This window comes from Acidovorax sp. A79 (assembly GCF_041154505.1).
Taxonomy (GTDB): Bacteria; Pseudomonadota; Gammaproteobacteria; order Burkholderiales; family Burkholderiaceae_C; genus Acidovorax.
Window position 1 is genome coordinate 2,765,429 of sequence record NZ_AP028672.1, and the last position, 24,421, is coordinate 2,789,849.

Annotated in this window: 24 protein-coding genes; 10 read left to right on the forward strand and 14 right to left on the reverse strand. The window is 68.2% G+C overall.

Going from position 1 to position 24,421, the window contains the following annotated elements:
• Positions 1-55: 55 nt before the first annotated feature.
• Both ACAM51_RS12730 and ACAM51_RS12735 read left to right on the forward strand, forming a co-directional pair.
• Complete coding sequence (locus tag ACAM51_RS12730; protein ID WP_218297155.1) at positions 56-490, forward strand: DUF3717 domain-containing protein; 435 nt, start codon at positions 56-58, stop codon at positions 488-490.
• Between the two features lie 62 nt (positions 491-552).
• On the forward strand, positions 553-858 hold the full coding sequence (locus ACAM51_RS12735) for a DUF2007 domain-containing protein (RefSeq protein WP_369643718.1): 306 nt from the start codon (positions 553-555) through the stop codon (positions 856-858).
• Between the two features lie 75 nt (positions 859-933).
• Here ACAM51_RS12735 and ACAM51_RS12740 read toward each other — a convergent pair whose 3' ends face one another.
• The gene (locus ACAM51_RS12740) at positions 934-1,494 is read right to left on the reverse strand and encodes a YaeQ family protein (RefSeq protein WP_369643719.1); all 561 of its coding nucleotides are present in this window, start codon (positions 1,492-1,494) and stop codon (positions 934-936) included.
• Between the two features lie 79 nt (positions 1,495-1,573).
• On the reverse strand, positions 1,574-2,953 hold the full coding sequence (gene purB / locus ACAM51_RS12745) for an adenylosuccinate lyase (RefSeq protein ID WP_057271328.1): 1,380 nt from the start codon (positions 2,951-2,953) through the stop codon (positions 1,574-1,576).
• A gap of 104 nt (positions 2,954-3,057) precedes the next feature.
• Here purB and ACAM51_RS12750 point away from each other — a divergent pair, with 104 nt between their 5' ends.
• The 8 genes from ACAM51_RS12750 (at position 3,058) to ACAM51_RS12785 (ending at position 10,509) form a co-directional block, all read left to right on the forward strand.
• Positions 3,058-3,672 carry a glutathione S-transferase N-terminal domain-containing protein gene (locus ACAM51_RS12750; protein WP_218339443.1) on the forward strand — a complete coding sequence of 205 codons (615 nt, stop codon included), beginning with the start codon at positions 3,058-3,060 and terminating at the stop codon, positions 3,670-3,672.
• A 96-nt stretch (positions 3,673-3,768) separates the two neighbouring features.
• Positions 3,769-4,485 carry a TetR/AcrR family transcriptional regulator gene (locus ACAM51_RS12755; RefSeq protein WP_218297152.1) on the forward strand — a complete coding sequence of 239 codons (717 nt, stop codon included), beginning with the start codon at positions 3,769-3,771 and terminating at the stop codon, positions 4,483-4,485.
• Between the two features lie 203 nt (positions 4,486-4,688).
• Entirely contained in the window at positions 4,689-5,276 is a 588-nt protein-coding gene (locus ACAM51_RS12760) for a TRAP transporter small permease (RefSeq protein ID WP_218297151.1), read from the forward strand.
• A 29-nt stretch (positions 5,277-5,305) separates the two neighbouring features.
• Entirely contained in the window at positions 5,306-6,586 is a 1,281-nt protein-coding gene (locus tag ACAM51_RS12765; RefSeq protein ID WP_369643720.1) for a TRAP transporter large permease, read from the forward strand.
• Positions 6,587-6,653: 67 nt separating this feature from the next.
• Entirely contained in the window at positions 6,654-7,658 is a 1,005-nt protein-coding gene (locus ACAM51_RS12770; RefSeq protein WP_218297149.1) for a TRAP transporter substrate-binding protein, read from the forward strand.
• 132 nt (positions 7,659-7,790) lie between these two features.
• On the forward strand, positions 7,791-8,651 hold the full coding sequence (locus tag ACAM51_RS12775; RefSeq protein ID WP_369643721.1) for a shikimate dehydrogenase: 861 nt from the start codon (positions 7,791-7,793) through the stop codon (positions 8,649-8,651).
• Positions 8,652-8,684: 33 nt separating this feature from the next.
• Positions 8,685-9,584, forward strand: a complete 900-nt coding sequence (locus tag ACAM51_RS12780; RefSeq protein WP_218297147.1) for a VOC family protein — start codon at positions 8,685-8,687, stop codon at positions 9,582-9,584.
• Between the two features lie 19 nt (positions 9,585-9,603).
• The gene (locus ACAM51_RS12785) at positions 9,604-10,509 is read left to right on the forward strand and encodes a sugar phosphate isomerase/epimerase family protein (RefSeq protein WP_369643722.1); all 906 of its coding nucleotides are present in this window, start codon (positions 9,604-9,606) and stop codon (positions 10,507-10,509) included.
• Between the two features lie 22 nt (positions 10,510-10,531).
• Here ACAM51_RS12785 and ACAM51_RS12790 read toward each other — a convergent pair whose 3' ends face one another.
• From ACAM51_RS12790 to ACAM51_RS12845, 12 genes are all read right to left on the reverse strand, one after another.
• Positions 10,532-10,990, reverse strand: a complete 459-nt coding sequence (locus ACAM51_RS12790) for a nuclear transport factor 2 family protein (protein ID WP_369643723.1) — start codon at positions 10,988-10,990, stop codon at positions 10,532-10,534.
• Between the two features lie 5 nt (positions 10,991-10,995).
• Entirely contained in the window at positions 10,996-11,778 is a 783-nt protein-coding gene (locus ACAM51_RS12795; RefSeq protein WP_369643724.1) for an SDR family NAD(P)-dependent oxidoreductase, read from the reverse strand.
• Positions 11,775-12,317, reverse strand: a complete 543-nt coding sequence (locus tag ACAM51_RS12800) for a DUF3833 domain-containing protein (RefSeq protein ID WP_218297143.1) — start codon at positions 12,315-12,317, stop codon at positions 11,775-11,777. The genes ACAM51_RS12795 and ACAM51_RS12800 overlap by 4 nt, the downstream gene beginning before the upstream one ends.
• Positions 12,318-12,352: 35 nt before the next feature.
• Positions 12,353-13,651, reverse strand: a complete 1,299-nt coding sequence (locus ACAM51_RS12805) for an MFS transporter (RefSeq protein ID WP_369643725.1) — start codon at positions 13,649-13,651, stop codon at positions 12,353-12,355.
• Positions 13,648-14,157: a chalcone isomerase family protein gene (locus ACAM51_RS12810; protein WP_369643726.1), complete on the reverse strand. Its 510-nt coding sequence runs from the start codon at positions 14,155-14,157 to the stop codon at positions 13,648-13,650. Before ACAM51_RS12810 ends, ACAM51_RS12805 begins: the two co-directional genes overlap by 4 nt.
• Before the next feature lie 67 nt (positions 14,158-14,224).
• Positions 14,225-15,454: a cyclopropane-fatty-acyl-phospholipid synthase family protein gene (locus ACAM51_RS12815; RefSeq protein WP_218339435.1), complete on the reverse strand. Its 1,230-nt coding sequence runs from the start codon at positions 15,452-15,454 to the stop codon at positions 14,225-14,227.
• A gap of 23 nt (positions 15,455-15,477) precedes the next feature.
• Positions 15,478-16,281, reverse strand: a complete 804-nt coding sequence (locus ACAM51_RS12820; protein ID WP_369643727.1) for a DUF1365 domain-containing protein — start codon at positions 16,279-16,281, stop codon at positions 15,478-15,480.
• Positions 16,278-17,585 carry an NAD(P)/FAD-dependent oxidoreductase gene (locus tag ACAM51_RS12825; RefSeq protein ID WP_218339434.1) on the reverse strand — a complete coding sequence of 436 codons (1,308 nt, stop codon included), beginning with the start codon at positions 17,583-17,585 and terminating at the stop codon, positions 16,278-16,280. The genes ACAM51_RS12820 and ACAM51_RS12825 overlap by 4 nt, the downstream gene beginning before the upstream one ends.
• Before the next feature lie 244 nt (positions 17,586-17,829).
• Positions 17,830-18,366 (reverse strand): glutathione peroxidase, encoded by a 537-nt coding sequence (locus tag ACAM51_RS12830; protein WP_369643814.1) that lies wholly within the window; start codon positions 18,364-18,366, stop codon positions 17,830-17,832.
• 352 nt (positions 18,367-18,718) lie between these two features.
• Entirely contained in the window at positions 18,719-19,924 is a 1,206-nt protein-coding gene (locus tag ACAM51_RS12835; RefSeq protein WP_218297139.1) for an HD-GYP domain-containing protein, read from the reverse strand.
• Between the two features lie 93 nt (positions 19,925-20,017).
• The gene (locus ACAM51_RS12840) at positions 20,018-23,137 is read right to left on the reverse strand and encodes an efflux RND transporter permease subunit (RefSeq protein ID WP_218297138.1); all 3,120 of its coding nucleotides are present in this window, start codon (positions 23,135-23,137) and stop codon (positions 20,018-20,020) included.
• Positions 23,138-23,149: 12 nt separating this feature from the next.
• Entirely contained in the window at positions 23,150-24,355 is a 1,206-nt protein-coding gene (locus tag ACAM51_RS12845; RefSeq protein WP_369643728.1) for an efflux RND transporter periplasmic adaptor subunit, read from the reverse strand.
• Positions 24,356-24,421 lie beyond the last annotated feature (66 nt).

Genomic DNA, 24,421 nt, shown 5'->3' on the forward strand with positions numbered 1-24,421 from the left:
GCCAGGATTGCCTTGCCCGCGCGGCTATGATCCAGCCCCCTTCGCGCAATCGCCCATGGCCGCCATTCACATCACCGACATCGAAGCCGCCATCAACCACTGGCGCGGCCGCGCGCCGTCGCCCGATGGAGTCACCCTGGCGCCGCAGATCCGCGCCCTGGGGGAGGTGTATGCGCTGATGGTGTACCGGCGCGAGGATGCCGTGGACGAGGACAGCTTCCCCCTCGATGCGCTGGCCGCCTGGCAGGCCTGGTATGACACGACCCCCGACACGCCCTGTATCGCCATCTGCTCCACCAGCCAGGGCGATGACCTGTGCAAGGGCTGCGGACGGACTTTTGACGAGGTGCAGTTCTGGCCGGCGATGACACCTGTCGAGAAACGCACGGTGTGGCGGCGCATCACGCTGGAGCATTCCGCGTGGCGGTTCAACCGCTATGCGGAGCGTGCCGCCGAAGGCGCATCCCGGACACCGGCCGAGGCACCTTAGCGGCTGGGGCCCGCGCACCGCGGGGACTGTACGCCAGGCGTTCAAACCGCTATGGTGGTCCCATGCTGCGCCTCACCCAAGCCCCGAACATCGCCATCGCCACGCTGTGGGCGGACTTGTTGTGCGAGGCGGGCATGACGGCGTCCGTGCAGCGCCAGTATCTGGGCGCCGCAGCGGGGCACCTGCCGCCTGACCAGTGCCTGCCCGAAATCTGGCTGGACTACGACGAACACGCTGCCCGCGCGCGCGCCCTGCTGCAGGAACTTCAAGATTTGCCGCAGCGCCGCTGGGCATGCCAGTGTGGGGAGACGGTCGAAGGCGGGTTCGAGCAGTGCTGGCGATGTGGCACGCTCATGCCACGGGATTGAATCAGCGACTACTAAATTAATAGCTGCTAGCGCTTATTTATTAAGCGCCAGAGGCCATTTTTACCAGTATTTCCGTCACTTCCAGCGCACGGGCTCCACATGCACGCTGCCCCGGGTGCTGCTCAGGGTGATCGCGCCCTCCTGCACCGTGGCCTGCAGCTGCATGCTGCGCTCGGCCAGCTGGGCGAGCGCCTGGGAGGCCTCGGTGGGAATGCGCCACACCTGCAGCTTTTCCAGCCGCGACAGCTTGGTCTCGATGCCCTTCCACCAGATTTCCGCGGCGTGGTTGAAGCAGTAGACGATCACGGAATCGGCCTTGCTGCAGGCCTTGGTGAGCGGCTTGTCTTCCGGCTGGCCCACCTCGATCCAGACGCGCTTGCGGCCCGTGAAGTCGGTCAGCGACGCATCCGGGTCATCGGGGTCCGACAGGCCCGCGCCAAACGCCAGCGTGGCGTCGCCATTGCACAGGTCGTTGAGCTGGTGCGCGGCAATGGCCAGGGCGGCCAAGCGGACCATCATGCGCTCGTCCGTCTCGCTGGGATGGCGGGCGAGCGTGAGCGCATGGTCGGCGTAGTAGCCGTGGTCGATGTCGGCGATCTGGAGATTCGCCTTGAAGATGGTGGATTTGATGGCCATGCAGCCTCACTACTAAATAGATAGCTGCCAGCGCTTGACAGGCAAGCGCCAGAGGCCAAAAAGGCTGAAAAACCTGAGGTCAGACCCGGCGAGCCAGCTCGGCCGCTTTGCCGACGTAGCTGCCCGGCGTCATCGCCAGCAGCCGGTCCTTTTCGGCCTGGGGGATTTCCAGCGAATGGATCAGCCCGTGCAGCGCCTCGGCCGTCACGGTCTTGCCGCGCGTCACTTCCTTGAGCTTTTCGTAAGCACCCTGCACACCAAAGCGGCGCATCACCGTCTGGATGGGCTCGGCCAGCACTTCCCACGAAGCGTCCAGGTCTTCGGCCAGCGCTTCTTCATTCAGCTCCAGCTTGTTCAGGCCGGTCAACAGCGAGGCATAGGCCAGCGCCGCGTACCCCAGCGCCACGCCCATGTTGCGCAGCACGGTGCTGTCGGTCAGGTCACGCTGCCAGCGGCTGATCGGCAGCTTTTCAGACAGGTGCTTGAGCAGCGCATTGGCCAGGCCCAGGTTGCCCTCGGCGTTTTCAAAGTCGATGGGGTTGACCTTGTGCGGCATGGTGCTGGAACCGATCTCGCCAGCCTTCAGGCGCTGCTTGAAGTAGCCCAGGCTCACATAGCCCCAGATGTCGCGCGACAGGTCGATGAGGATGGTGTTGGCGCGGGCCACCGCGTCGAACAGCTCGGCCATGTAGTCGTGCGGCTCGATCTGGATGCTGTAGGGCTGGAAGGTCAGGCCCAGGCCCAGCGGCTCGGGGGTTTCGATGACCTTCTTGCTGAAGGCTTCCCAGTCGAAATCGGGCCAGGCGGACAGGTGGGCGTTGTAGTTGCCCACGGCGCCGTTCATCTTGCCCATGATCTTGACGGCGGCCACGCGCTCGCACGCCGTCTGCAGGCGCATGACCACGTTGGCCATCTCCTTGCCCACGGTGGTCGGGCTGGCGGTCTGGCCGTGGGTGCGGCTGAGCATGGGCACGTCGGCGTAGGCGTGCGCCATTTCGCGCAGCTTGAGCACGATGCGGTCCAGGCCCGGCAGCACGACCTGGTCGCGGCCCGAGCGCAGTTGCAGCGCGTGGCTGGTGTTGTTGATGTCTTCGCTGGTGCAGGCAAAGTGGACGAACTCCGAGGCTTTTTCCAGCTCGGGGCGCGCTTCGAACTTGCTCTTGATCCAGTACTCCACGGCCTTCACGTCGTGGTTTGTTGTTTTTTCGATCTCCTTGATGGCCGCGGCGTCAGCCTCGGAGAAGTTCTTGATGAGGCCCAGCAGGTAGGCGCGGGCGCCGGTCGTGAGAGGCTTGAATTCGGCAAAACCAGCGTCCGAGAGGGCAATGAACCAGGCCACTTCCACCTGCACGCGGCGGTGCATGTAGCCATGTTCGCTCATGATCGGGCGCAGGGCGGCAAGTTTGCTGGCGTAACGGCCGTCAAGCGGCGACAGGGCGGTGATGGTGGACAGGCTCATGGCGCGCAATTGTAGGCGCCGCGCATCAGTCAGCCCCGCGCAGGCCGCTGCCGATAGAATCAAACTCGAATTGTTCTGCTTACCCGCGCACTGGAAGACAAACCATGAAATTGATCGGAGCCTCTGCCAGTCCCTACGTCCGCAAGGTGCGGATCGTGATGGCTGAAAAAAAGCTCGACTACCAGTTCGTACAGGAAAACGTCTGGGCGGACGACACCCATATCTCCACCTCCAACCCGCTGGGCAAGGTGCCCTGCCTGGTGATGGAGGGCGGCGAAGCCGTGTTTGATTCGCGCGTGATCGTGGAATACCTGGACACACTGTCCCCGGTGGGCAAGCTCATCCCCACCCAGGGCCGCGAACGCGCCGAGGTCAAGACCTGGGAAGCCCTGGCCGATGGCGTGGTGGACGCCGCCATCCTCGCGCGGCTGGAAGCCACCTGGGCCCACCGCAAGGACAGCGAACGCAGCCAGGCCTGGATCGACCGCCAGCTGCGCAAGGTGCACGACAGCCTCAAGTCCATGAGCCAGGGCCTGGGCGACAAGCCGTTTTGCAGCGGCATCCACCTGAGCCTGTCCGACATCGCCGTGGGCTGTGCGCTGGGCTGGCTGGAATTCCGCTTTCCGGAGATCGCCTGGCGCAATGAATACCCCAACCTGGGCAAGCTGCTGGACAAGCTGATGCTGCGCCCGAGCTTCGCGGACACCAGGCCCAGCTGAGCCGCCCGCCAGCGGCGCGGGGCCGCACGGCCGGACGCCGCGCACGGGCTTGCGGCACGGCACGGCGTGGCGGGCATGCCGTATGCTACGCAGCTTATGAACGAAATGGTTCAAAACATCCCCAAGGCCCTTGGCGCGCGCGCCAGCCGGCAACGCGCGGCGCGCGACGCCGCCGCCACGCCGGGCGCGGACCGGGTGCGCGTCAACGACCCCGACCGCACCATGGCCAACATCCTGCAGGTGGCCACGGCGGAGTTTGCCGACAAGGGCCTGGCGGGGGCGCGCATCGATGAGATCGCGGCGCTGACCAGCACCAGCAAGCGCATGATCTACTACTACTTCGGTAGCAAGGAAGGCTTGTATGTCGCTGTGCTGGAGGATGCCTACCGGCGCATCCGCCGCATCGAATCGGAACTGCACCTGGAAGACCTGGCGCCCGAGCAGGCGCTGCGCACGCTGGTCGGGTTCACGGTGGACTACCAGCTCGCCAACCCCGATTTCATCCGCCTGGTGATGAATGAAAACATGCACCGGGGCGAGTTCATCAGCCGCTCCACGACCATCCAGGAACTCAACATTCCCGTCATCCACGCGGTGCACAACGTGTACCAGCGCGGCGTGGCTGCCGGCGTCTTCCGCCCCGACGTGGACCCGGTGGACCTGCACATGTCGATCTCGGCGCTGTGCTTCTTCAACGTGGCCAACCGCCATACGTTCGGCGCGATCTTCAAGCGCTCGCTCGACACCCCGGCCGCCACGGCGCAACGCCGGGAATCGATCATCGAGATGATCGTGCGCTTCCTGCGCCCCTGAACCACCGGCGCCGGCGCGCGCCACCACGCCCTCTCCCTCTGAACACGCCGCAGCGCGATGCAGCACCGCGCCGGGGAGCATTGCGTCCCCACGCGGCTGCGGCCGCTACGGCAAAACGGCGTTCAGGGTTTGCACCTAGATCAAATACTAACCAGTTCGTACAAAATTCTTCCAGCCTTTCAACCACAACGACTGGAGACACCATGTTCGCACTGGCCGACCGCGTGCTGCGGGGATACACCCGCGTGCTGGATGCATTGGCGGGCCTGTGCCTGGCCATCATGGTGGTGCTCGTTTTTGGCAATGTGGTGCTGCGCTACACCTTCAACTCCGGCATCACCATCTCCGAAGAGCTGTCGCGCTGGCTGTTCGTGTGGCTGACCTTCATGGGTGCCGTGGTGGCGCTGCGCGAACATGGCCACCTGGGCGTGGACGCCCTGGTCTCGCGCCTGCCCACGCTGGGCAAGAAGATCTGCCTCCTGGTGGCGCAGGTGGCCATGCTCTATGTGTCGTGGCTGCTGCTCACGGGCAGCTGGTCGCAGACGGTCATCAACTGGGAAACCGAAGCCCCCGTGACCGGCGCCTCCGTGGGCATCTTCTACGCCAGCGGCGTGCTCATGGGCGCCTCGGCCATCGCCATCCTGCTGCGCGACCTGCTGCGCACCCTGTTCGTCCCCCTGGCCGACCATGAGCTGATCATGGTGCAGGAGAGCGAGGAGGCCGCCGCGCTGGAGCAGATCCAGCGGGACGCGCAAGCGGCCGCCGACACCCCGGGCGCGAACAGGCCCTGACGACAGACAACCAGCCCGGAACACCTCCCATGACCGTCGCGATCTTCCTCGGCTCCCTGCTGCTGGCCATGGCCATCGGCATTCCCATCGCCTACGCGCTGCTGCTCAGCGGCGTGGCGCTGATGTGGCACCTCGATCTGTTCGACGCGCAGATCCTGGCGCAGAACGTCATCAACGGCGCGGACAGCTTTCCGCTGCTGGCCGTGCCCTTCTTCATGCTCGCGGGCGAGATCATGAACGTGGGCGGCCTGTCCAGGCGCATCGTCAAGCTGGCGCTGGCCCTGGTCGGCCACATCCCTGGCGGGCTGGGCTATGTGGTCATCATGGCGGCGGTGATCCTGTCGGCGGTGTCGGGTTCTGCGGTGGCGGACGCGGCCGCGCTGACCTCGCTGCTGCTGCCCATGATGGTGGTCGCGGGCCACAGCAAGGAGCGCTCGGCCGGGCTCATCGCCTCGGCGGGCGTCATTGGCCCCATCATTCCGCCGTCCATCGGCTTCGTGATCTTTGGCGTGGCGGCCAATGTGTCCATCAGCAAGCTGTTCCTCGCGGGCATCTTCCCCGGTCTGCTGCTGGCCGTCTCGCTGGCGGTCACGTGGTGGTGGCTCGGCCGCCGTGAAAACGTCATGCCTCCACCGCGCGCCACCCGCGCCGAACTGAAGGTGGCGCTGCGCGAGGCCGCGTGGGCGCTGGGCCTGCCCATCATCATCCTGGTGGGCCTGCGCATGGGTGTCTTCACGCCCACAGAGGCCGCCGTGGTGGCCGCGATGTATGCGCTCGTCGTCTCCATGGCGGTGTACCGCGAGCTCTCGTGGCGCCAGCTGGTCGACATCTTCCAGGCGGCCGCGCGAACCAGCGCCGTGATCATGTTCCTGGTGGCCGCCGCCATGGTGTCGGCCTGGCTGATCACCGTGGCCGACCTGCCGTCCAAGGTCATCAGCATGCTCGAGCCCTTCATGGGCAACCCCACCCTGCTGCTGGTGGCGATCATGGTGCTGGTCATGGTGGTCGGCACGGCCATGGACATGACGCCCACCATCCTCATCATGACGCCCGTGCTCATGCCGGTGGTCAAGGCCGCAGGCATCGACCCCGTCTACTTCGGCGTGTTGTTCATCATCAACAACTCCATCGGCCTCATCACGCCGCCCGTGGGCACCGTGCTCAACGTGGTGGCGGGCGTCGGGCGCATCTCCATGGGCCAGGTCACGCGCGGCGTGATGCCCTTCATGCTGACGCAGTTCGTGGTGATGTTCCTGCTGGTCGCGTTCCCCTCGCTCGTCACCGTGCCCCTGCGCTGGCTCGGCGGCTGATTCCCGTGCCCCTCCCGCCTTCCGTTCCTTCCTGTTTCTGCCCCGCCCAAAACCCAAGGAGACATCCATGAAACTCTTGAAGACCCTGCTCGCCACCGCCCTCGTCGCGGCTTCGCTGCTGCCCGGTGCGCATGCCCAGGAACGCACCATCAAGTTCGCGTTCCAGAACCAGAAGGAGCACCCGCAGGCCCAGGGCGCGCAGAAATTCGCCGACCTCGTCGCGGCCAAGACCAGCGGCCGCATCGCGGTCAAGCTTTTTCCCGGCGGCACGCTGGGCGGCGACCTGCAGACCGTCTCGGCGCTGCAAGGCGGCACCGTGGAGATGACGGTGCTCAACGCCGGCATCCTGTCCGCGCAGGCCAAGGAATTCGGCATCTACGACTTCCCGTTCCTGTTCGCCTCACCCCAGGAGGCCGATGCCGTGACCGACGGCCCCTTCGGCAAGAAGCTGCTCGACAAGCTCGCGGCCAAGAACCTGGTGGGCCTGGGCTACTGGGAACTGGGCTTTCGCAACCTGACCAACAGCAAGCGCCCCATCACCAAGGCCGAGGACATCGCGGGCCTCAAGATCCGCGTGATCCAGTCGCCCATCTACATCGACATGTTCAACGCGCTGGGCGCCAACGCCGTGCCCATGCCGTTCCCCGAGCTGTACACGGCCATGGAGCAAAAGGCCGTGGACGGCCAGGAGAACCCGTTCTCCACCATCCTGTCGTCCAAGTTCGCCGAGGTGCAAAAGCACCTGACCATCACGCGCCACATGTACAACCCGCAGGCGGTCATCGTGAGCAAGAAGTTCTGGGACAGCCTGAACCCCGCCGACCAGAAGGCCGTGACCGAAGCCATGGCCGAGGCCACCGCGTTCCAGCGCAGCGTCTCGCGCTCGCAGGCCGACGTGGCGCTCGAAGAGCTCAAGAAGGCCGGCATGCAGGTCACCGAGTTCTCGCCGGCGGAAGTCGACAAGCTGCGCGCCAAGGTCAAGCCCGTGGTGGAAAAGCACAGCGACAAGGTGGGCGCCGAGACCGTGCAAGAGGTCTATGCCACGCTGGCCAAGCTGCGCGGCGGCAAGTAGGCCATCGCAACGCAGCAGCCACCCCCGCGCTGCGGTGCGGGCACCAACGCCCACACGCCAGCGCGTCCTCCACGCAACCCGCCCATGAGCACCCAGCTCCTTGATCCCCCGGTGTCATCCACCGCATCCGCCATGTCTTCCACAAGCCCCCGCAAGGTGCTGATCGGGCTGATCGGTGCCGGCATCCAGAAGTCGCTGTCTCCCGCCCTGCACGAAGAGGAGGCGCGGCAACACGGCATGCGCCTGCACTACCAGCTGATCGACCTGGACCGCTCGGCGTCTTCTCCCGCACAGCTGCCCACGCTGCTGTCGGCTGCACGCATCATGGGCTATGCCGGCTGCAACGTGACCTACCCGTGCAAGCAGGCCGTGATCCCCTACCTCGACAGCCTGTCGGAAGAAGCGCAAGCCATGGGGGCCGTGAACACGGTCGTGGTCCACGATGGCAAGCTCGTGGGGCACAACACGGACGGGTCAGGCTGGGCCCGGGGCTTCACCCGTGCGCTGCCGGGCGCCGACCTCGGCCGCGTCGTGCTGCTGGGCGCGGGCGGTGCGGGCGCCGCCATCGCGCATGCCGTGCTGCGCCTGGGTGCACGGCACCTGACCATCGTCGATGCGCAGCCCGAACGGGCCGCGCAACTGGCCGCCGACGTGAATGCGCTCTATGGCCCCCGGGCCGAGGCCGGCGAGATCCACGCGGCCATGGCGCGGGCCACCGGGCTGATCCACGCCACGCCCACGGGCATGGACAAGCTGCCCGGCCTGCCCCTCGATACGGGCCTGCTGCGCCCCGCGCTGTGGGTGTCCGAGGTCGTGTACTTCCCGCTCGACACCGCCCTGGTCCAGGCCGCGCGCGCACTGGGCTGCCGCGTCTCGGACGGGGGCGGCATGGCCGTGGGCCAAGCGGTGGGTGCCTTTGAACTGTTCACCGGCGTGGCGCCCGACGCGGACCGGATGGACGCCCACTTTCGCCGGCTCGTCAGCCCGCGCTGACACCACCGCAACCACACGCAAGGAGTCCAACGCATGAGCACCCCGATGATGGCCGCCCGCGAGGCGCTCGGAGACCTGCCCAACCCCCTGGGACTGCAGGGGGTGGAGTTCATCGAATACGCCACCAGCCGCCCGCAGGCGCTGGGGCAGGCGCTGGAGCGCATGGGCTTCCAGCCGGTGGCGCGCCACCGCTCGCGCGAGGTCCTGCTGTACCGGCAGGGCGACATGAACATCATCGTGAACGCGCACCAGGACGAAGAGCGCACCGGGCCGCACGCGCCGTCGGCCCTGGCGGAAACCCCCGTGCTCGCCGCCATCGCCTTCCGTGTGGGCAACGCAGCCGCCGCCTACCGCCGCGTGCTGGAGCTGGGCGCCTGGGCCGTGCACACCGAGGTCCAGGTGATGGAGCTGAACATTCCCGCCATCCACGGCGTGGGCGCGAGCCGCATCTACTTCGTGGACCGCTGGAAGGAATTCTCGATCTACGAGGTGGATTTCATCCCCATCCCCACCGTGAATCCGCGCCCGCCCGCGCTGCAGGGCCTGCATCTGTTCGGTGTGGTGCAGTACATCGGCCTGGGCAGGGCGCCTGACTGGATCCATTTCTACGGCGAACTGTTCGGCTTCGCCGAGCTGGCGCCCGACCAGTCGTTCGGCGTGCTCACGCATGGCCGCATCCTGGCCAGCCCCTGCGGCACCCTGCACTGGCAGCTGATCGAGCCGCTCGTGGATGCGCTCGATGCCGACCCCGAGGAGCTGCTGCAGCGCGTGGCGTTCGGCACGCCGGACGTGCTGGCCACGGTGAACGCGCTGCGCGCCCGGGGCGTGGACTTCGTGGAATCCCCCACGGGGGTGCACACGGGCACGCGCGGCGCGCTCACGCGGGCCGATGCCGGCTCGCCCAGCTTCGAGCTGGTTCTCGACGCCCGCTGACCACCGCCCGGAGACCTCGATGCGCACTTCGACCATGCAACGCAACGTCGCCGACTTCGGCATGGACACCATCAGTCTGGCCGGCCCGCTGGAGGCCAAGCTGGCCGCCGTCAAGGCGGCGGGTTTCGGCCAGATCATGCTGGCGGCCCGCGACATCGTGGGCCATCCGCAGGGCATCGAGGCGGCCGTGCACGCCGTGCGCAGCAGCGGCCTGCGCGTGACGGGCTTCCAGGTGCTGCGCGACTTCGAGGGCCTGTCGGGCCACCTGCACAGCTACAAGGTGGACATCGCCAAGCAGATGATCCTGATGGCGCGCGACCTGGGCGCGCCGGTGCTGCTGGCCTGCAGCTCCACCTCGTCGCATGCCACCGCCGATGCCGACGCGATTGCCCGCGACCTGCGCAAGCTCGCCCTGCTGGCGCTGCCGCACGGCATCCGCGTGGCCTTCGAAGGCCTCTCCTGGGGACGGCACATCAACGAGGTGCACCAGGCGTGGGCGGCGGTCGAGCAGGCGGATTGCCCCAACCTCGGCCTGGCCATCGACTCGTACCACCAGTTCGCCACCAGCACGCCGCTCACGGCGCTGGCCGACGTGGACCCCGCCAAGATCTATCTGGTGCAGCTCTCGGACTTCATGTGGCAGGAGACCCGCACGGTGCAGGAGCGCATCGACACGGCGCGGCACTTCCGCGTGTTCCCGGGCGAGGGCGTGCACAGCCAGGCGCTGGCCGAGCTGGTGCGCACGCTCGACGGCATGGGCTACCAGGGCGACTACAGCTTCGAGGTCTTCAACGACGATTATCAGCAGCTGCCGCTGCCCTACGTGGCGCAGCGGGCATGGAACAGCGCCCTGTGGCTCGCCGAGGGCGTGCTGCAGCGCGCCGTGCCGCTGCCGGGGCACCCGCGCATCAAAACGCTGGCGTGATCAATGCGTCAACGGCCAACAATCAACTGTTGGCGCGTTTCTTGAGCCAGCGCATCAGCGCGCCCACCACCGGCAGCTTTTCGTACAGTTCTTCGGCGGCGTCCCAGTAGTCGCGGTGTAGCGCCACCAGGTCCTGGTCATCGAACACCAGGTGCGAGGCGCCGCGCACGGTCTGCGTCACGCCCTTGTCAAAGCCCTTGAAGGCGAACAGGAACTCCCAGGTCAGGAAACACTGCGGGCCCTGCACCACGCGGCCGGTGACCACGAAACGCGGCTGCTCCAGCGCATCGAACATGTGGTCGAAGATGGCCTGGATGGCGGGCAGGCCCCGCACTTCGTTGAACGGGTCCTTGAAGCGCGCATCGGCCGCGTACAGGCGGCCCAGTGCCGCCACGTCGGCTGGGACCAGGGTCTCGAAGAAGGCCACCACGCGGGTGACGGCTTCTTCGGTGGAGGTTGTGGTGCGAGGTGGCTGCAGCATGGCGCTCAGAGTCCCGTGAACTTGCGGACCGCAGGAAAGTACCACCGATACGGCAACACTCGCAGCAGTTTCATCACCCGCGTGAAGCGCTTGGGGAAGTGGATGTCGAAATGCCCCCGCTCCCAGCCCTGCAAGATGGCCGCCGCCGCCGCCTCGGGCGAGATCAGCGCGGGCATCGTGAAGTCGTTGCGCGCCGTGAGCGGCGTGGCCACGAACCCGGGGTTGATCACGCTCACGCCAAGCCCCAAGCCGTGCAGATCCAGGTACAGCGACTCGGCCAGGTTGATGAGCGCAGCCTTGGTCGGCCCGTAGGCCAGGCTCCTGGGCAGCCCCCGGAACCCCGCCACGCTGCTGACCACGCTCACATGCCCGGGGCGCCCCGCGTGCGCCGCGGCCAGCATGGCGGGCAGCACGGCCGCCAGCACGTGCAGCACACCGCTGTAGTTGATCTGCCCGTGGCGCAGCATGTCGGCCAGATCCAGGTCGGTGGCGCGCATGTCGCGGTAGGTGCCGGCGCAGTAGCACACCAGGTCGGGCGCGCCCCCGGACAGCACCCGTGCGGCGGCGGCCTGCACCTGCTCGGGCTGCGCTATGTCCAGGGGCAGGGCCAGGCTGCCGGGGTGCTGGGCGGCAAAGGCATCGAGCGCATCGCCGCTGCGGGCCGACACCGTGACCTGCGCACCGCGCGCATGCAGGGCCGACGCCGTGGCGCGCCCGATGCCGCTGGACGCGCCGATCACCCAGGCCCTGCGGCCCTGCCAGTCGCGCAGCGGTGGGTTCAGGCTCATGGCGCGCGCCTGGTGAACGACAGCGTGATCTCGCCCAGGCGCACGCCAAACTTGCTCATGGTGGCGCGGTTGAGCATCACGCGGTCGTCGATGAGAACCATCCAGTCGTCCAGGTCGACGTGGTAGACCGTGCCATCCACCGGCAGGGCCAGCGTGTAGTTCCAGCGGAAGACGTTGCCCCGCGCCTGCCCGTGGGCCGTGCCCACCACGTCGTCGGCGGTGCCGGTGGTACGGCCGTCGGCGTGCTGGGTCAGGCGCCAGATGCGGCGCTGGGTGGTGCCGTCCGAATAGGTGAAGGCCTCGTCGAGCACGCCCTCGTTGCCCTGCCACTGGCAATCCATGACCACGGTGAAGCGTTTGACGATCTGGCCGCTGCGGTCCTGGAAGATGCCCCAGGCGTCGATCTTGCCGTTGAAATACCGGGCCAGGTCCAGCACGGGCTTCTCGCTGGCATAGCCTTCGATGCCCGGACTGGCGCAGCCGGACAGGGCCACGGGCGCAGCCGCCACGGCGGAGAGGAGGAGGCGTCGTTGCATCATGGGGTGGGCCCTGGGGTCGGTTCGGACAGGTTCATTCAAACAATCGCTGCGCTGCGGGGACGCCGCAGGAGCAGGGCGTAGAGCGCCGCCGCCGCCATCAGCTTGAGCACGCAGGGCAGCACCGCATAGGCGATGCCCAGGGTCTGCAAGCCGCCGTCGCCGCGCGTGCCGGGGGTGTAGCCCAGCCAGCCCAGCAGGGGCAGCGCCAGGCCCGCGGCCAGCGCCAGGTTGAGCTTGGTGGCGAAGTTCCACCAGCCGAAGTACGCGCCTTCGTGCTGGCCGCTGTCGCCCTCGGCCGCGATCACGCCGGCCAGCAGGGCGCTGGGCAATGCCAGGTCGGTGCCCAGTGCCACGCCCGACAGCGCGCAGACCGCGAGGAAGGGCAGCACATCGCCCACCCCCACGAACGCGGCCCACACAAACACTGCGACCGCCAGCAGCATGCCCGCCAGCCAGGTGCGCGCCAGGCCCCAGCGCGCCACGGCGCGCAGCCACAACGGGATCGACAGCGCGGCGCAGACGAAGTAGGCCGCGAGGAACAGGGGCTCCTGGGCGGGTGGAGCCTGCAGGCGGTCCTGGATGAAGAACAGCACCAGCGTGGCCGGGATGGCGCTGGCAATGCCGTTGAGCATGAACACCGCCAGCAGGCGGCGGAACGCGGGGCGCCCCCACGGCCGCCACAGGCTGGCGCGCCGCGACGGGCGATACCCGCCCGCCACGGCGCCACCCGCATGCGCCGGAGGGCGCGGCGCGCGCGTCCAGGCCCACCAGCCCAGCAGCAAGGCCATGGCAAACACGCCGAGCATGACCGGCAGCCCCAGCAGCGCGGGCAGCACCGAGGCCAGCACCACGCCCGCCAGCGCGGCGCCTTCGCGCCATGCCACGATGCGGCCGCGCTGCAGTTCGTCGCCGCCCAGGCGCGCGCCCCACGCCTGGTGCGCAATGCCCAGCTGGCTGTAGGCCGTGTAGGTGATGAGCAGCGCCACCAGGGCCCAGGCGGTCAGCCCATCGGCCCCGCGCACCAGCGGAAAGAACAGGCCGGTCAGCCCCAGTGCGAGCACCATGGCCGACACCGCGCCCGCCGCCAGCACGGCACGCACCGAGCGGCCGAACAGGTGGTCGCAGAGGCGGCCCAACAGCGGGTCCGACACCGCATCGAACAACCGCGCCGCCAGCAGCACCGAGCCCAGCGTGGCCAGCGGCATGCCGAACTCGCGGGCATAGTGGTTGGGCAGCAGCACGTACAGCGGCAGCGCCACAAACGCCAGGGGCAGGCCCAGCAGCCCATAGGCCAGGCCGTGACGGGCGCGCAGGGGCTGGGTGGTGCGGGTCATGGCTGCCCCATGGCGCGGGTCGCGCCCAGCAGTTCCTGGCGCAGCCTGGGTTCGGAGGTCTGGGGCGAGAGCCAGATGCCGAAGAACAGGCGCGAGAACTCGGCATCGGGCACCTCGCCCACCACGCGCCCGGCCATCCTGAACACCGCCCCCACGCCCGGCTGGTGAATGCCCAGAAGGCGGTCGCCCACCTTCACGTCCGGCAGCGCCGCCTGCAGCGCCTGCTGCCAGCGCGCGGCCTGCTGGGGCGTGAAGCTGCCCACGTGGCGCATTTCCTCGATGGAGCGCCTGGCGATGGCCTCCGCCGTGAAGTCGCGGTGGTAGGTCAGCTCCAGCGCCAGCGGCTGGGCGCCGTAGTTGTCGGCATCAAAGCCGGGCTGCACCCACAGGCGTGCGCGGTAGACCTCGAAACCCAGGAACCGGAGCACGCCCTGGCCCGCCAGGCGCACGCCGGACAGCGGCGCCGCCGTGGCCTGGGCCGCCCCTGCCCCTTGCGCCACAGCCATGCTGGAATGAAAAACGGCTGCAGCGCAGATAAAAAACGCGGTGGCAGCTATATTTTTCATAGCAATCTCAATCCTTGGCCAGCGTGTACTGCACCAGGTCGATGTTGCTCATCGCAAACGCCGCTTCGCAATACGCCAGGTAGAACTCCCAGATGTGCAGGAAGCGCTGGTCGAACCCCAGCTGCAGGATCTGCGTGCGCTGGGCCACGAAGCGGTCACGCCAGCGCCTGAGCGTTTCGGCATAGTCCTGGCCAAAGGCGAACTCGTCCACCACGCGCAGGCCCGCGGCCTCGGCCTCGCGGCGGAACTCGCGCGGGCACGGCAGGCAGCCGCCCGGGAAGATGTACTGCTGGATGAAGTCCGTGGAGCTGATGTAGCGCTCGAACAGGCTGTCGTCGATGACGATGCTCTGGATGCAGGCCTTGCCACCGGGCTTGAGCAGGCGGTTCACCGACTGGAAGTAGGTGGGCCAGTACTCGCGGCCCACGGCCTCGACCATCTCGATGGAGCAGATGGCGTCGTAGGGGCCATCGTGGATGTCGCGGTAGTCCTGCAGCCGCAAATCGGCCTGGTGCTCCACCCCCTGCCCCGCCATGCGCCCTTGCGCGAAGGCCAGCTGCTCGGTGGACAGGGTCACACCGGTCAGCGATGCGCCGAACTCGGTGGCCGCCATCTCGGCGAGCGCCCCCCAGCCGCAGCCGATCTCGAGCACGCGGTGCCCCGGCCGCACCCCCGCCTGGCTCAGGGCGCGGCGCACCTTGGCATGCTGGGCCTTGCGCATGTCGCCGCCCGCATCGCCTTCGAACCAGGCGGACGAGTAATTCATCGTGTCGTCCAGCCACAGCGCGTAGAACGCATTGCCCAGGTCGTAGTGCGCGTGGATGTTCTTCTGGCTGTTGGCGCGCGTGTTGCGGTTGAGCAGGTGCTTGATGCGGTACAGCAGGCGTCCGGCCCAGCTTCCATAGATCACGCCTTCCACCTGCTGGCGGTTGGCGATGAAGAGCTTGATCAGGTCGGTGAGGTGCGGCGTGGTCCAGTCCCCCGCGATGTAGCTCTCGGCGAAGCCGATGTCCCCCGACCTGAGCGCCGCGCTGCACACGTTCCAGTTCCTGAGCGTGATGGCCGCCGAGAGGCCGCCCCCCTGGCCGAAGTGCTGCAGCGTGCCGTCCGGCAGTTGCACCGTGAGGTTGCCATGCTGCAGCCCCTGCAGGAGCCGAAGGGCCGTGCGCGCGGCAGCCGGCGTGCCGGCGGGCAGGGTGGCGTGCAGGGCGGCGCCGGTGGTCGTGGTCGTGTTCATGGCGGTCTCGTCGGGCTGTGGGGTCAACGGGTCACGATGGAGGCAGGGGCCTCGGGCTTGCGGTGAAAGCGCACACGCTTGAGCCACAGCCGCAAGGCCTGCCAGTGGATGCGCGCGATGACGGCCAGCGTCATGGCCGGGTAGCCCCACAGGGCCCGGCGCAGCGTCTGCCCCGTGATGGGGTGCAGGGTGCCGCTCACGCTGGTCTCGATCAGCGGTCCGGCGTCGTCGTCGTAGTCGATGCGCGCCACGGTGCGGCCCGCATCGGCGGGCCCGCCCGCCGTGCGCAGGAAGCGAAAGCGGTAGCCCCCGCCCACCTCGCAGAAGGGCGAGACATGGAACACCTTGCGCGCCCGCAGTTCCACGCCGTAGCGGGGCGCGTCCAGCAGGTAGCAGTGCCGCTCGCCAAAGGTGTTGTTCACCTCCACCACGATGGTGCGCAGGCTGGCGTCGGCGCGGTGGCAGTACCAGAAGCTCACGGGTTTGAAGGTGTAGCCCAGCACGCGCGGGTAGCAGTGCAGCCAGACTTCGCCAGTGGCGTCGGCAATGCCTTCGGCGCGCAGCAGCTCGTCCAGCCAGGCCAGCGCCCCGCCCTGCGCGGCGCTGCGGCCGTCGCCATGGTCCGTGTCGTGAAAGCTGATGGCGCCGCGCCGGTTCACGGCCAGCGGGCCCGGCGCTGCGGCGCCCATGCTGCGCAGGGGCAGCAGGAGAAAGAACGTGGGGTAGGCAAACGCATGCCGCCGGGGCCGCAGCCGCGCATGGCGCACCTGGCCAAAGCCGATCAGCGGCTGCGGGGCCTCGGGAGCGGTGCCCATGCCGATGTTCATGCGGCCTCCGCCAGGGGAGCGGGCTGGCGGGCCAGCACCTGTTCGGCCACGGCGAGCCCGGACTTCAGTCCGTCTTCGTGGAACCCGTAGCCCGTCCACGCCCCGCAGAACCAGGTGTGCCCATGGCCCTGGATCTCGGCCACCTGCCGCTGCGCGCGAATGGCGGCCAGGTCGAACACCGGGTGGGCGTAGTCGTAGCTGCCGATCACCTGGTCGGGCGCGATCTCGCGCACGGGGTTGAGCGAGACGACCACGGGCTGCGCGAAGGGCACGGGCTGCAGCTGGTTGATGAGGTAGTGCAGGCACACGCGCGCCGATTCGCGGCCGGGCTGCGCGGCGCGCTCATAGTTCCACGCGGCCCAGGCGGCGCGGCGCGCGGGCAGCACCGCGGTGTCGGTATGCAGCACCGCGCGGTTGGCCTGGTAGCGGATGGCGCCCAGCACGGCGCGTTCCTGCGGCGTGGGCCGCGCGAGCAGCGCCAGCGCCTGGTCGGAATGCGTGGCCACGACGACCTGGTCGAAATGCCCGGTGCCGCCGTCGGTCACCACCCGCACGCCGGCCGCATCGCGCTCGATGCGGCGCACGGGGGTCGACAGGCGCGTGTCCGCGATACCGGCCACGATCTTGTCCACATAGTGGCGCGCGCCCCCCGCGACCGTCCACCACTGCGGACGGTCGCTCACCTGGAGGAGGCCATGGTTGTGGCAGAACCGGATCAGGGTGGCCACCGGAAACTGCAGCATCTGGTCGGTCGGGCAGCTCCAGATGCAGCCCAGCATGGGCAGGAAGTACCAGTCGCGGAAGGCATCGCCAAAGCGGTGCTCGCGCAGGAAGTCGCCCAGGGGCTGCATGAGCGCCGCATCGGCCCCGGCCTCGGCGATGCGGGTGCACAGGCGGTTGAACCGCAGCAGGTCCGCCAGCATGCCCAGAAAGCGCGGACTGACCAGGTTGGCGCGCTGCGCGAAGACGGTGCCCAGGTTCGTGCCGCTCCACTCCAGCGGCCGGCCGCCCCGGGCCCCGGGCACCTGCACCGAGAACGACATGTCGGACCGGCACGTCTGCACGCCCAGTTCGGCCAGCAGGCGGATCAGCTGCGGATAGGTGCGTTCGTTGAAGACGAGAAAACCGGTGTCCACGCCCTGCGTGACCAGCCGGCCGCTGGCATCCCGCAGCGTGACATCCACGGTGTGGGTGTGGCCGCCAAAGTGGTCGCCGGCCTCATACAGGGTGATGTGCGCCTGGCCACGCAGCCGGTGCGCGGCCGCCAGTCCGGAGATGCCGGAGCCGATGATGGCGATTTTCATGGCCGGCCCCCTCTGGCCGGTGCCTGGAATAAAAAGGTTGCGAAGCGTCCCGAAACGAATAAGAGAGGGAGGGAGGAGAAGCGCTCCAGGAGGTCAGTCGGAACCCGGGGGCCCGAAAGGCTTCGCAACACTAAAACTGTACGCCACGCAATCGCAGCGTGCAGGGAATAGAGTGGGGCCCTCGCGCGGAAGTTCCAGGCCCCGCGCCGGTTTTTTTTAAAGAAACGTAAAGAAAACATTGCAATCACCGTGGAGCGGCAACAGCGAGTTGCTGTTCGATGGCGCGCACCAGGCCCTTGCTGTCAGGGGCGGTGAGGCTGGAGTACTGGTCGACCAGCTTGCCGTCGCGGCCCAGCAGGTATTTGTGGAAGTTCCAGCGCGGCGCGGTGCCCGACAGCTGTGCCAGCTGGCGAAACAGCGGCGAGGCGTCCGAGCCCTTCACGCTGCTCTTGGCGAACATCGGGAATTTCACGCCGAAGGTGTTCTCGCAGAAGTCCGCGATCTGCTGGTTGCTGCCGCTCTCCTGCGAAAAGTCGTTGGATGGAAAGCCCAGCACGACGAGGCCCTTGTCCTTGTACCGGGCATACAGCTCCTCGAGCCCCTTGTACTGGCCGGTGAAGCCGCAGAAGCTGGCGGTATTGACCACCAGCACGACCTTTCCGCTGTACTGGCACAGCGACTGCGGCTTTTCATCCTGCAGCCGTGCAAAGGTGTGCTGCAAGGTGGCCGGGCAGCTTTCCGCGTCCGCCGCCCACGCGCGAGGGGCAAGCCCGGCGGCCATCGCGAGGACAAGAAGGCCCGTGGCCGGAAAAAGGCGTCTGGAAGAGGTTTTCATAGGAGTCATAGCGCAGTGGTGTGGGCAATTTAACCATTCCATCATTTTTTGTCCACATGAGTTTTTATTTGTACTCATTGGTATACGCCGATGGATGACCACTGGATTCAGATTCCCGGCAGCGGGAAGGGGGTATTGCGTGGCGCACGGCCAGACGGGCATCGGATGCAAGCCGGATGCCGGGCATCAGCCCCCGCGGGAGCGTTGAAAAGCGGGCCAGGGAGTGCCCATGGCGGCCACACCGGGCGAGGGGGCGTTCACCCGCATCGGGTGCGGCCCCGCTGCGGGGCCGAAAAGATCAGCCCAGGTTGAGCAGGCGGTCGAGCGGGAGCTTGACCCGCACGTCCTTGAAGGCGACCACGCCCGTGACTTTCCAGGGCGGCATGCCGGTGTCGCGGGGAATCGGCTCGCCCGTGGGCATGCCGTCCCGGTTGGTCACCACCGCTACCTTGGGCGTGGTGGCCGTCGTACCTCGGCGGATGACGACACCCACCTCCTGGCTGGCCAACCGCACAAAGGCCCCTGGCGGATACACGCCCAGCGTCTTGACGAGCGCTGCACCGGCCTCGTCCACCTGGTGCTCCTCATCGTAGTAGCTCGCCTGCATGGCCGCCGTGACCGGCATGGGCCAGCGGGCGGCGCGGGGCGCCATGCGGGCGCCAAAGATATCGGCGCGCTGGATCAGCCGGGCCATCTGCTGGGCTTCCGTCTTCTTGGCCAGCGGGCCAGGCGTGCGGTGGTGGTGGCAGCGCACGGCCTCCAGCCATGCGGTGTCGGCCACGCCCAGCGAGCGCAGCAGCGCCTCGGACCGTGATGCGTGGTCTTCCACGGCCGCGATCTGCTGGGCAGTCAGGGGGTGGGTCTGCTGGGCCAGCTGGTCCTGCAGTTCGGTCATGGCGATGTTCATGGACAAGGCCGCATGCCCGAGCTGCTGCACCCGGCCCTCGGGCCAGCGCAGCATCTCGCGCGCGACCACCATGCACACGCAGGCCACCAGCATGGAGTGGGTGGCGCTGTACATGCGGGTTTCCTGGGCCGACAGGTAGATCAGGGCCAGCAGGGTGACATCGGGCGTCTGCTCACAGTGGCGCGAGAGTTCGTCGTGCAGCGCCTGGAAGCGCCCGCCAAAGTCCGACGGGGACGGCGCGCGCAGCAGTTGCGTGGCGCGCAGCTGCAGCTCGGGCCAGTCGGGCAGGGCCCGGCCTCCGCGCCCGCGCCCCGCCGGGTCGTCGGCCGCCGTCATCTGCATGGCGGCGATCTCGCCCAGGTTGGTGTCCGCGATCAGCATGCGCTGCAGCTGCGCCAGGTAGGCGCGGTGGCTGTCGCCGGATTCATCGGTGTCCACGCACAGCTGGCGGCCCCGCGCCACCATCTTGGCCAGCTCGTCCCGGGTGCGGATGACATAGCCCTTTTGCGCCAGCAGCACGCCATCAGCCCCCCGCAGCACGAAGGGCAGCGGGTGGCCAAGCTGAATGGATTCGATGTTCAGGCTGACGAGGTTCATGGTGCTCGTTACATTATCTAACGACTGGCGCGCCACCAAACCCTGGTCAACCCGGGTGATTGCCCGGTTGTTCGGGCAACCACCACCGGGCCATCACGGTGCGGGCGGCGAGGCGGGCACCGGGGGCAGCGCCGGGGCGGCGGGCGCGTGGTGCGCCCCCCGCAGCCGGCGCACCAGGCGCCCGAACCGCTGGCCCAGATCATCCACCCCGGTGAAGACGGCGGGGATGACCAGCAGGCTCAGCAGCGTGGACGTGATGAGCCCCCCGATCACCGCCACCGCCATCGGCGAGCGGAAGCTCGCGTCGGCCGCGCCGATGCCGATGGCAATGGGCAGCATGCCCGCGCCCATGGCCAGCGTGGTCATGATGATGGGGCGCGCGCGCTTGTGGCACGCGTCGATCAGCGCCTCGAAGCGCGTCATGCCGTGCTCGCGCCGCGCCAGGATGGCGTACTCGACCAGCAGGATGGAATTCTTGGTGGCGATGCCCATGAGCATGATGAGCCCGATGAGCGAGGGCATCGAGAAGCTCTTTTGCGCGATCAAGAGGCCCACGAACGCGCCGCCCAGCGACAGCGGCAGCGCCGCCAGGATGGTCACCGGGTGCAGGAAGTCCTTGAACAGCAGCACCAGCACGATGTAGATGCACAGCACGCCCGTGAGCATGGCCAGGCCGAAGCTGGCGAACAGCTCGCCCATCATCTCCGCGTCGCCGATGGTGATCTGGCGCACGCCCGGCGGCAGGTTCTTGATGGAGGGCAGCGCCTCCACGGCCTTGGTCACGTCACCCAGCGGCTGGCCCGACAGCTCGATCTCGAAGTTCACGTTGCGCGCGCGGTCGTAGCGGTCCACCACGGCCGGGCCGCCGCTGAATTCGAGCGTGGCCACCTGGCCCAGCATCACCGGGCCCTTGGCGCCCGGCACCGCCAGGCGCTCCAGTAGCGACAGGTCCTTGCGGGCGTCGTCCTGCAGCTTCACGACGATGGGCACCTGCCGCGACGCGAGGTTGAGCTTGGGCAGCGACACGTCGTAGTCGCCCATGGTGGCGATGCGCAGGGTCTCGGCGATGGCGCTGCTGGTCACCCCCAGGTCGGCGGCCCGGGCGAAGTCCGGACGCACCGCGATCTCGGAGCGCACCAGGCTGGCGGTGGACGAGATGCTGCCCAGGCCCGGGATGGTGCGCAGGTCCTTCTCGACCGCCAGCGCGGCCGTGGTCAGCGCCTGCGGATCGTCGCCCGAGAGCACCAGCACGTACTTCTCGCCCGATCCGCCCAGGCCCACCTTGCTGCGCACGCCGGGCAGGGTTTCGAGGGCCGTGCGGATCTTGTTCTCGATGCCCTGCTTGCGCGGCCGCTCGCCGCGCTCGGCCAGCAGGATGGTCAGAGTGGCCTTGCGGGTCTCGGCATTGGCCCCGCCCATGAAGGGGTCCGCCCCCGCGGAGCCACCGCCGATGGTGGTGTACACGCTCTGCACGTGCTCCACCTTGGCGATGCGCTCGCGCGCATCCTCGGCCACGGCGCGGGTCTGCGCGAGCGTGGCGCCGGGCGGCAGCTCCAGGTACACCTGGGTCTGCGAGTTGTCGTCCGGCGGGATGAAGCCGGTGGGCAGCAGCGGGATCAGCGCGAGCGAGCCGATGAAGAACGCCGCCGTGGCGATGAAGGTGATCCAGCGGTGCCTGATGCACCAGGCCGCCCAGCGCAGGTATACGGTCATCCAGCGCGGGTCCTGGTGCTTGTCCACGATGGGTTTGAGGATGTAGGCCGCCATCATGGGCGTGAGCACGCGGGCCACCACCAGGCTGGCGAACACGGCCAGCGACGCGGTCCAGCCAAACTGCTTGAAGAACTTGCCCGCGATGCCGCTCATGAAGGCCGTGGGCAGGAACACCGCGATCAGCGTGAAGGTGGTGGCCACCACCGCCAAACCGATCTCGTCGGCCGCCTCCATGGCCGCCTGGTAGGGCGTCTTGCCCATGCGCAGGTGGCGCACGATGTTCTCCACCTCCACGATGGCATCGTCCACCAGGATGCCCACCACCAGCGACATCGCCAGCAGCGTGATCACGTTGATGGAAAAGCCCAGCAGGTGCATGCCGATGAACGCCGGGATCACCGACAGCGGCAGCGCCACGGCCGAGACGAACGTGGCGCGCCAGTCGCGCAGGAACAGCCACACCACCAGCACGGCCAGCAGCGCGCCTTCGTACAGCAGGTGCATGGAGCCGTCGTATTCCTCCTGCACGGGCTGCACGAAGTTGAAGGCCTCGGTGATCTCCAGGTCGGGGTGCTGCGCGCGCATCTCCTTGAGCGCGGCCTGCACGGCCCCGCCCACCTCGATCTCGCTCGCGCCCTTGCTGCGCGCCACCTCGAAGCCCACCACGGGCTTGCCGTTGAGCAGGGCCAGCGCGCGCGGCTCGGCAATCGTGTCCGACACCGTGGCGACCTGATCGAGCCGCACGTGGCGGCCGTCCGACAGCGACAGCGTGAGGCTGGAAAGCTCCTGGGCCGACTGCACCGTGGCCAGCGTGCGCACGGGCTGCTCGCTGCCGCCCAGGTCGGTGCGGCCGCCGGCGCTCTCGGTCTGCACCAGGCGCAGCTGGCGCGACACGTCGGCCGCCGAGGCGTTGAGCGCCTGCAGCTTCACCGGGTCCAGCGCCACATGCACCTCGCGCTGAACACCGCCCACGCGGTTGACCGCGCCCACGCCGCGCACGGTGAGCAGCTTCTTGGCCACGGCATCGTCCACGAACCACGACAGCGCCTCGCTGTCCATGCGGCTCGAGGCGATGGTGAAGGCCAGCACGGGCTGCGCGGCCAGGTCCATCTTGGTCACGATGGGGTCGCGCACGTCGCCGGGCAGGTCGCCGCGCACCCGCGCCACGGCCGAGCGCACATCGTCGAGCGCCTCCTGCGTGGGCTTTTCCAGGCGGAACTCGGCCGTGATGGTGGCGCCGCCGTCCTGCACCTTGGTGTAGATGTGCTTCAAGTCCTGCAGCGTGGCGATGCTGTTCTCGATCTTGCGCGCCACGTCGTTTTCCAGCTGCGCGGGCGATGCGCCCGGCAGCGCCACGGTCACGGAGATCGTGGGCAGGTCGATGTCCGGAAAGTTCTGCACCTTCATCGCGTTGAACGACAGCAGGCCGCCGAACGTCAGCAGCACGAACAGCATCAGCGCCGGTATCGGGTTCTTGATGGACCAGGTGGATACATTCATGGAGAACGCTCCTTATTTGATAGCTACCAGCGCTTGATCAACCTGCGCTACAGGCACTTTTTGTTTGAATTCCTGCAAGGAGGAGGTGCTGCCGCTCGCCGGCGGCGCGCCGACCACACGCACCAGGTCCCCGTCATTCAGGAAACCCGCGCCGCGCACGGCGACGGAGGCATTCGCGTCCAGGCCCGAGAGCACTTCCACCCGGTCGGCCACGCGGCGCCCCGTCTGCACCTTGCGCTGCTGCACGCGCTGCTCGGCGCCCACCACGAACACGTACGAGAACCCGTCGCGCACCACCAGCGCCTCTTGCGGCACCGTGAGCGCATCGCTGCTGCCCAGCGCGAACTCGCCGCGCGCGAACATCCCGGCGCGGAAATCGCTGTTCGCCGGCAAATCGACATACACCAGCGCATTGCGGGTTTGCGGGTCCACCGTGGGGGCCACCATGCGCACGGTGCCTTCGGCCGCCGCGCCGCTGGCCGCGGTCACGCTGACCTTGGCGCCCGGCGCGATGCGGCGCAGCTCGGTGGACGTGACTTCGGCGCGCCATTCGAGGCGCCCCTTGCGCACCATGCGGAACAGCTCCGTGCCCGCGCCCACCACCGCGCCCACCGTGGCCGTGCGGGCCGAGATCACGCCGCTGTCGGGTGCCACCACCTGCGTGTACTTCAGGCGCAGCTGCTGCGCGTTCAGCGTGGCCTTGGCGGCCTCCACCCGGGCCTGCGCCGTCTTCTCGGCGGTGGTGTACTGCTGGATCTGCTGCTGGCTCAGGGCACCCGTGGCCTGCAGCGAGCGGGCGCGGTCGGCATTGGCTGCGGCCTCGGCCGCGTTGGCCTGGGCTTCGAGCAGGCTGGCGCGCATCTGCGCCACGTCGGCCTGCACCGTTTCGGCCGAGAAGGTGGCGAGCACCTGGCCGGCCTTGACCACGTCACCCACATTCACCCGCACATCGGTCAGGCGCAGTCCATTGCTTTCGGCGCCGATGCTGGCTTCCTGCCAGGCAGCGACGTTGCCGTTGGCCGCCAGGCGCAAGGGCACCGACGTCCGCTGGGGCTGCGCCGTGCTCACCGTGAGCGCGGGGCGGGGCTGGCCCGCCTTGGGCTCGTCGGCGGCGCGCGATGCGCTGGAGAAAACCAGGGCGCCGCCGGTGGCCAGCACGCAGGCAGCAATCACGGCGAAGGCCGTCGGAGAGAACTTGAAGGAAGAGAAATTTTGCATTTGCTTTCGTCCTGAAGAATTCATATCAACTATCCACGGCGCTACGCGCCACTCGCACGGGATGAA

Coding starts and splice junctions, on each gene's coding strand:
- ACAM51_RS12830 (WP_369643814.1), bottom strand. CDS start 18,366: ATGGCCGCCGGGCTTGCCCCTCGCGCGTGGGCGGCGGACGCGGAAAGC.
- ACAM51_RS12735 (WP_369643718.1), top strand. CDS start 553: ATGCTGCGCCTCACCCAAGCCCCGAACATCGCCATCGCCACGCTGTGG.
- ACAM51_RS12790 (WP_369643723.1), bottom strand. CDS start 10,990: ATGCTGCAGCCACCTCGCACCACAACCTCCACCGAAGAAGCCGTCACC.
- ACAM51_RS12805 (WP_369643725.1), bottom strand. CDS start 13,651: ATGACCCGCACCACCCAGCCCCTGCGCGCCCGTCACGGCCTGGCCTAT.
- ACAM51_RS12765 (WP_369643720.1), top strand. CDS start 5,306: ATGACCGTCGCGATCTTCCTCGGCTCCCTGCTGCTGGCCATGGCCATC.
- ACAM51_RS12750 (WP_218339443.1), top strand. CDS start 3,058: ATGAAATTGATCGGAGCCTCTGCCAGTCCCTACGTCCGCAAGGTGCGG.
- ACAM51_RS12835 (WP_218297139.1), bottom strand. CDS start 19,924: ATGAACCTCGTCAGCCTGAACATCGAATCCATTCAGCTTGGCCACCCG.
- ACAM51_RS12800 (WP_218297143.1), bottom strand. CDS start 12,317: ATGATGCAACGACGCCTCCTCCTCTCCGCCGTGGCGGCTGCGCCCGTG.
- ACAM51_RS12770 (WP_218297149.1), top strand. CDS start 6,654: ATGAAACTCTTGAAGACCCTGCTCGCCACCGCCCTCGTCGCGGCTTCG.
- ACAM51_RS12775 (WP_369643721.1), top strand. CDS start 7,791: ATGTCTTCCACAAGCCCCCGCAAGGTGCTGATCGGGCTGATCGGTGCC.
- purB (WP_057271328.1), bottom strand. CDS start 2,953: ATGAGCCTGTCCACCATCACCGCCCTGTCGCCGCTTGACGGCCGTTAC.
- ACAM51_RS12755 (WP_218297152.1), top strand. CDS start 3,769: ATGAACGAAATGGTTCAAAACATCCCCAAGGCCCTTGGCGCGCGCGCC.
- ACAM51_RS12740 (WP_369643719.1), bottom strand. CDS start 1,494: ATGGCCATCAAATCCACCATCTTCAAGGCGAATCTCCAGATCGCCGAC.
- ACAM51_RS12820 (WP_369643727.1), bottom strand. CDS start 16,281: ATGAACATCGGCATGGGCACCGCTCCCGAGGCCCCGCAGCCGCTGATC.
- ACAM51_RS12785 (WP_369643722.1), top strand. CDS start 9,604: ATGCGCACTTCGACCATGCAACGCAACGTCGCCGACTTCGGCATGGAC.
- ACAM51_RS12795 (WP_369643724.1), bottom strand. CDS start 11,778: ATGAGCCTGAACCCACCGCTGCGCGACTGGCAGGGCCGCAGGGCCTGG.
- ACAM51_RS12825 (WP_218339434.1), bottom strand. CDS start 17,585: ATGAAAATCGCCATCATCGGCTCCGGCATCTCCGGACTGGCGGCCGCG.
- ACAM51_RS12730 (WP_218297155.1), top strand. CDS start 56: ATGGCCGCCATTCACATCACCGACATCGAAGCCGCCATCAACCACTGG.
- ACAM51_RS12845 (WP_369643728.1), bottom strand. CDS start 24,355: ATGCAAAATTTCTCTTCCTTCAAGTTCTCTCCGACGGCCTTCGCCGTG.
- ACAM51_RS12815 (WP_218339435.1), bottom strand. CDS start 15,454: ATGAACACGACCACGACCACCGGCGCCGCCCTGCACGCCACCCTGCCC.
- ACAM51_RS12760 (WP_218297151.1), top strand. CDS start 4,689: ATGTTCGCACTGGCCGACCGCGTGCTGCGGGGATACACCCGCGTGCTG.
- ACAM51_RS12780 (WP_218297147.1), top strand. CDS start 8,685: ATGAGCACCCCGATGATGGCCGCCCGCGAGGCGCTCGGAGACCTGCCC.
- ACAM51_RS12810 (WP_369643726.1), bottom strand. CDS start 14,157: ATGGCTGTGGCGCAAGGGGCAGGGGCGGCCCAGGCCACGGCGGCGCCG.
- ACAM51_RS12840 (WP_218297138.1), bottom strand. CDS start 23,137: ATGAATGTATCCACCTGGTCCATCAAGAACCCGATACCGGCGCTGATG.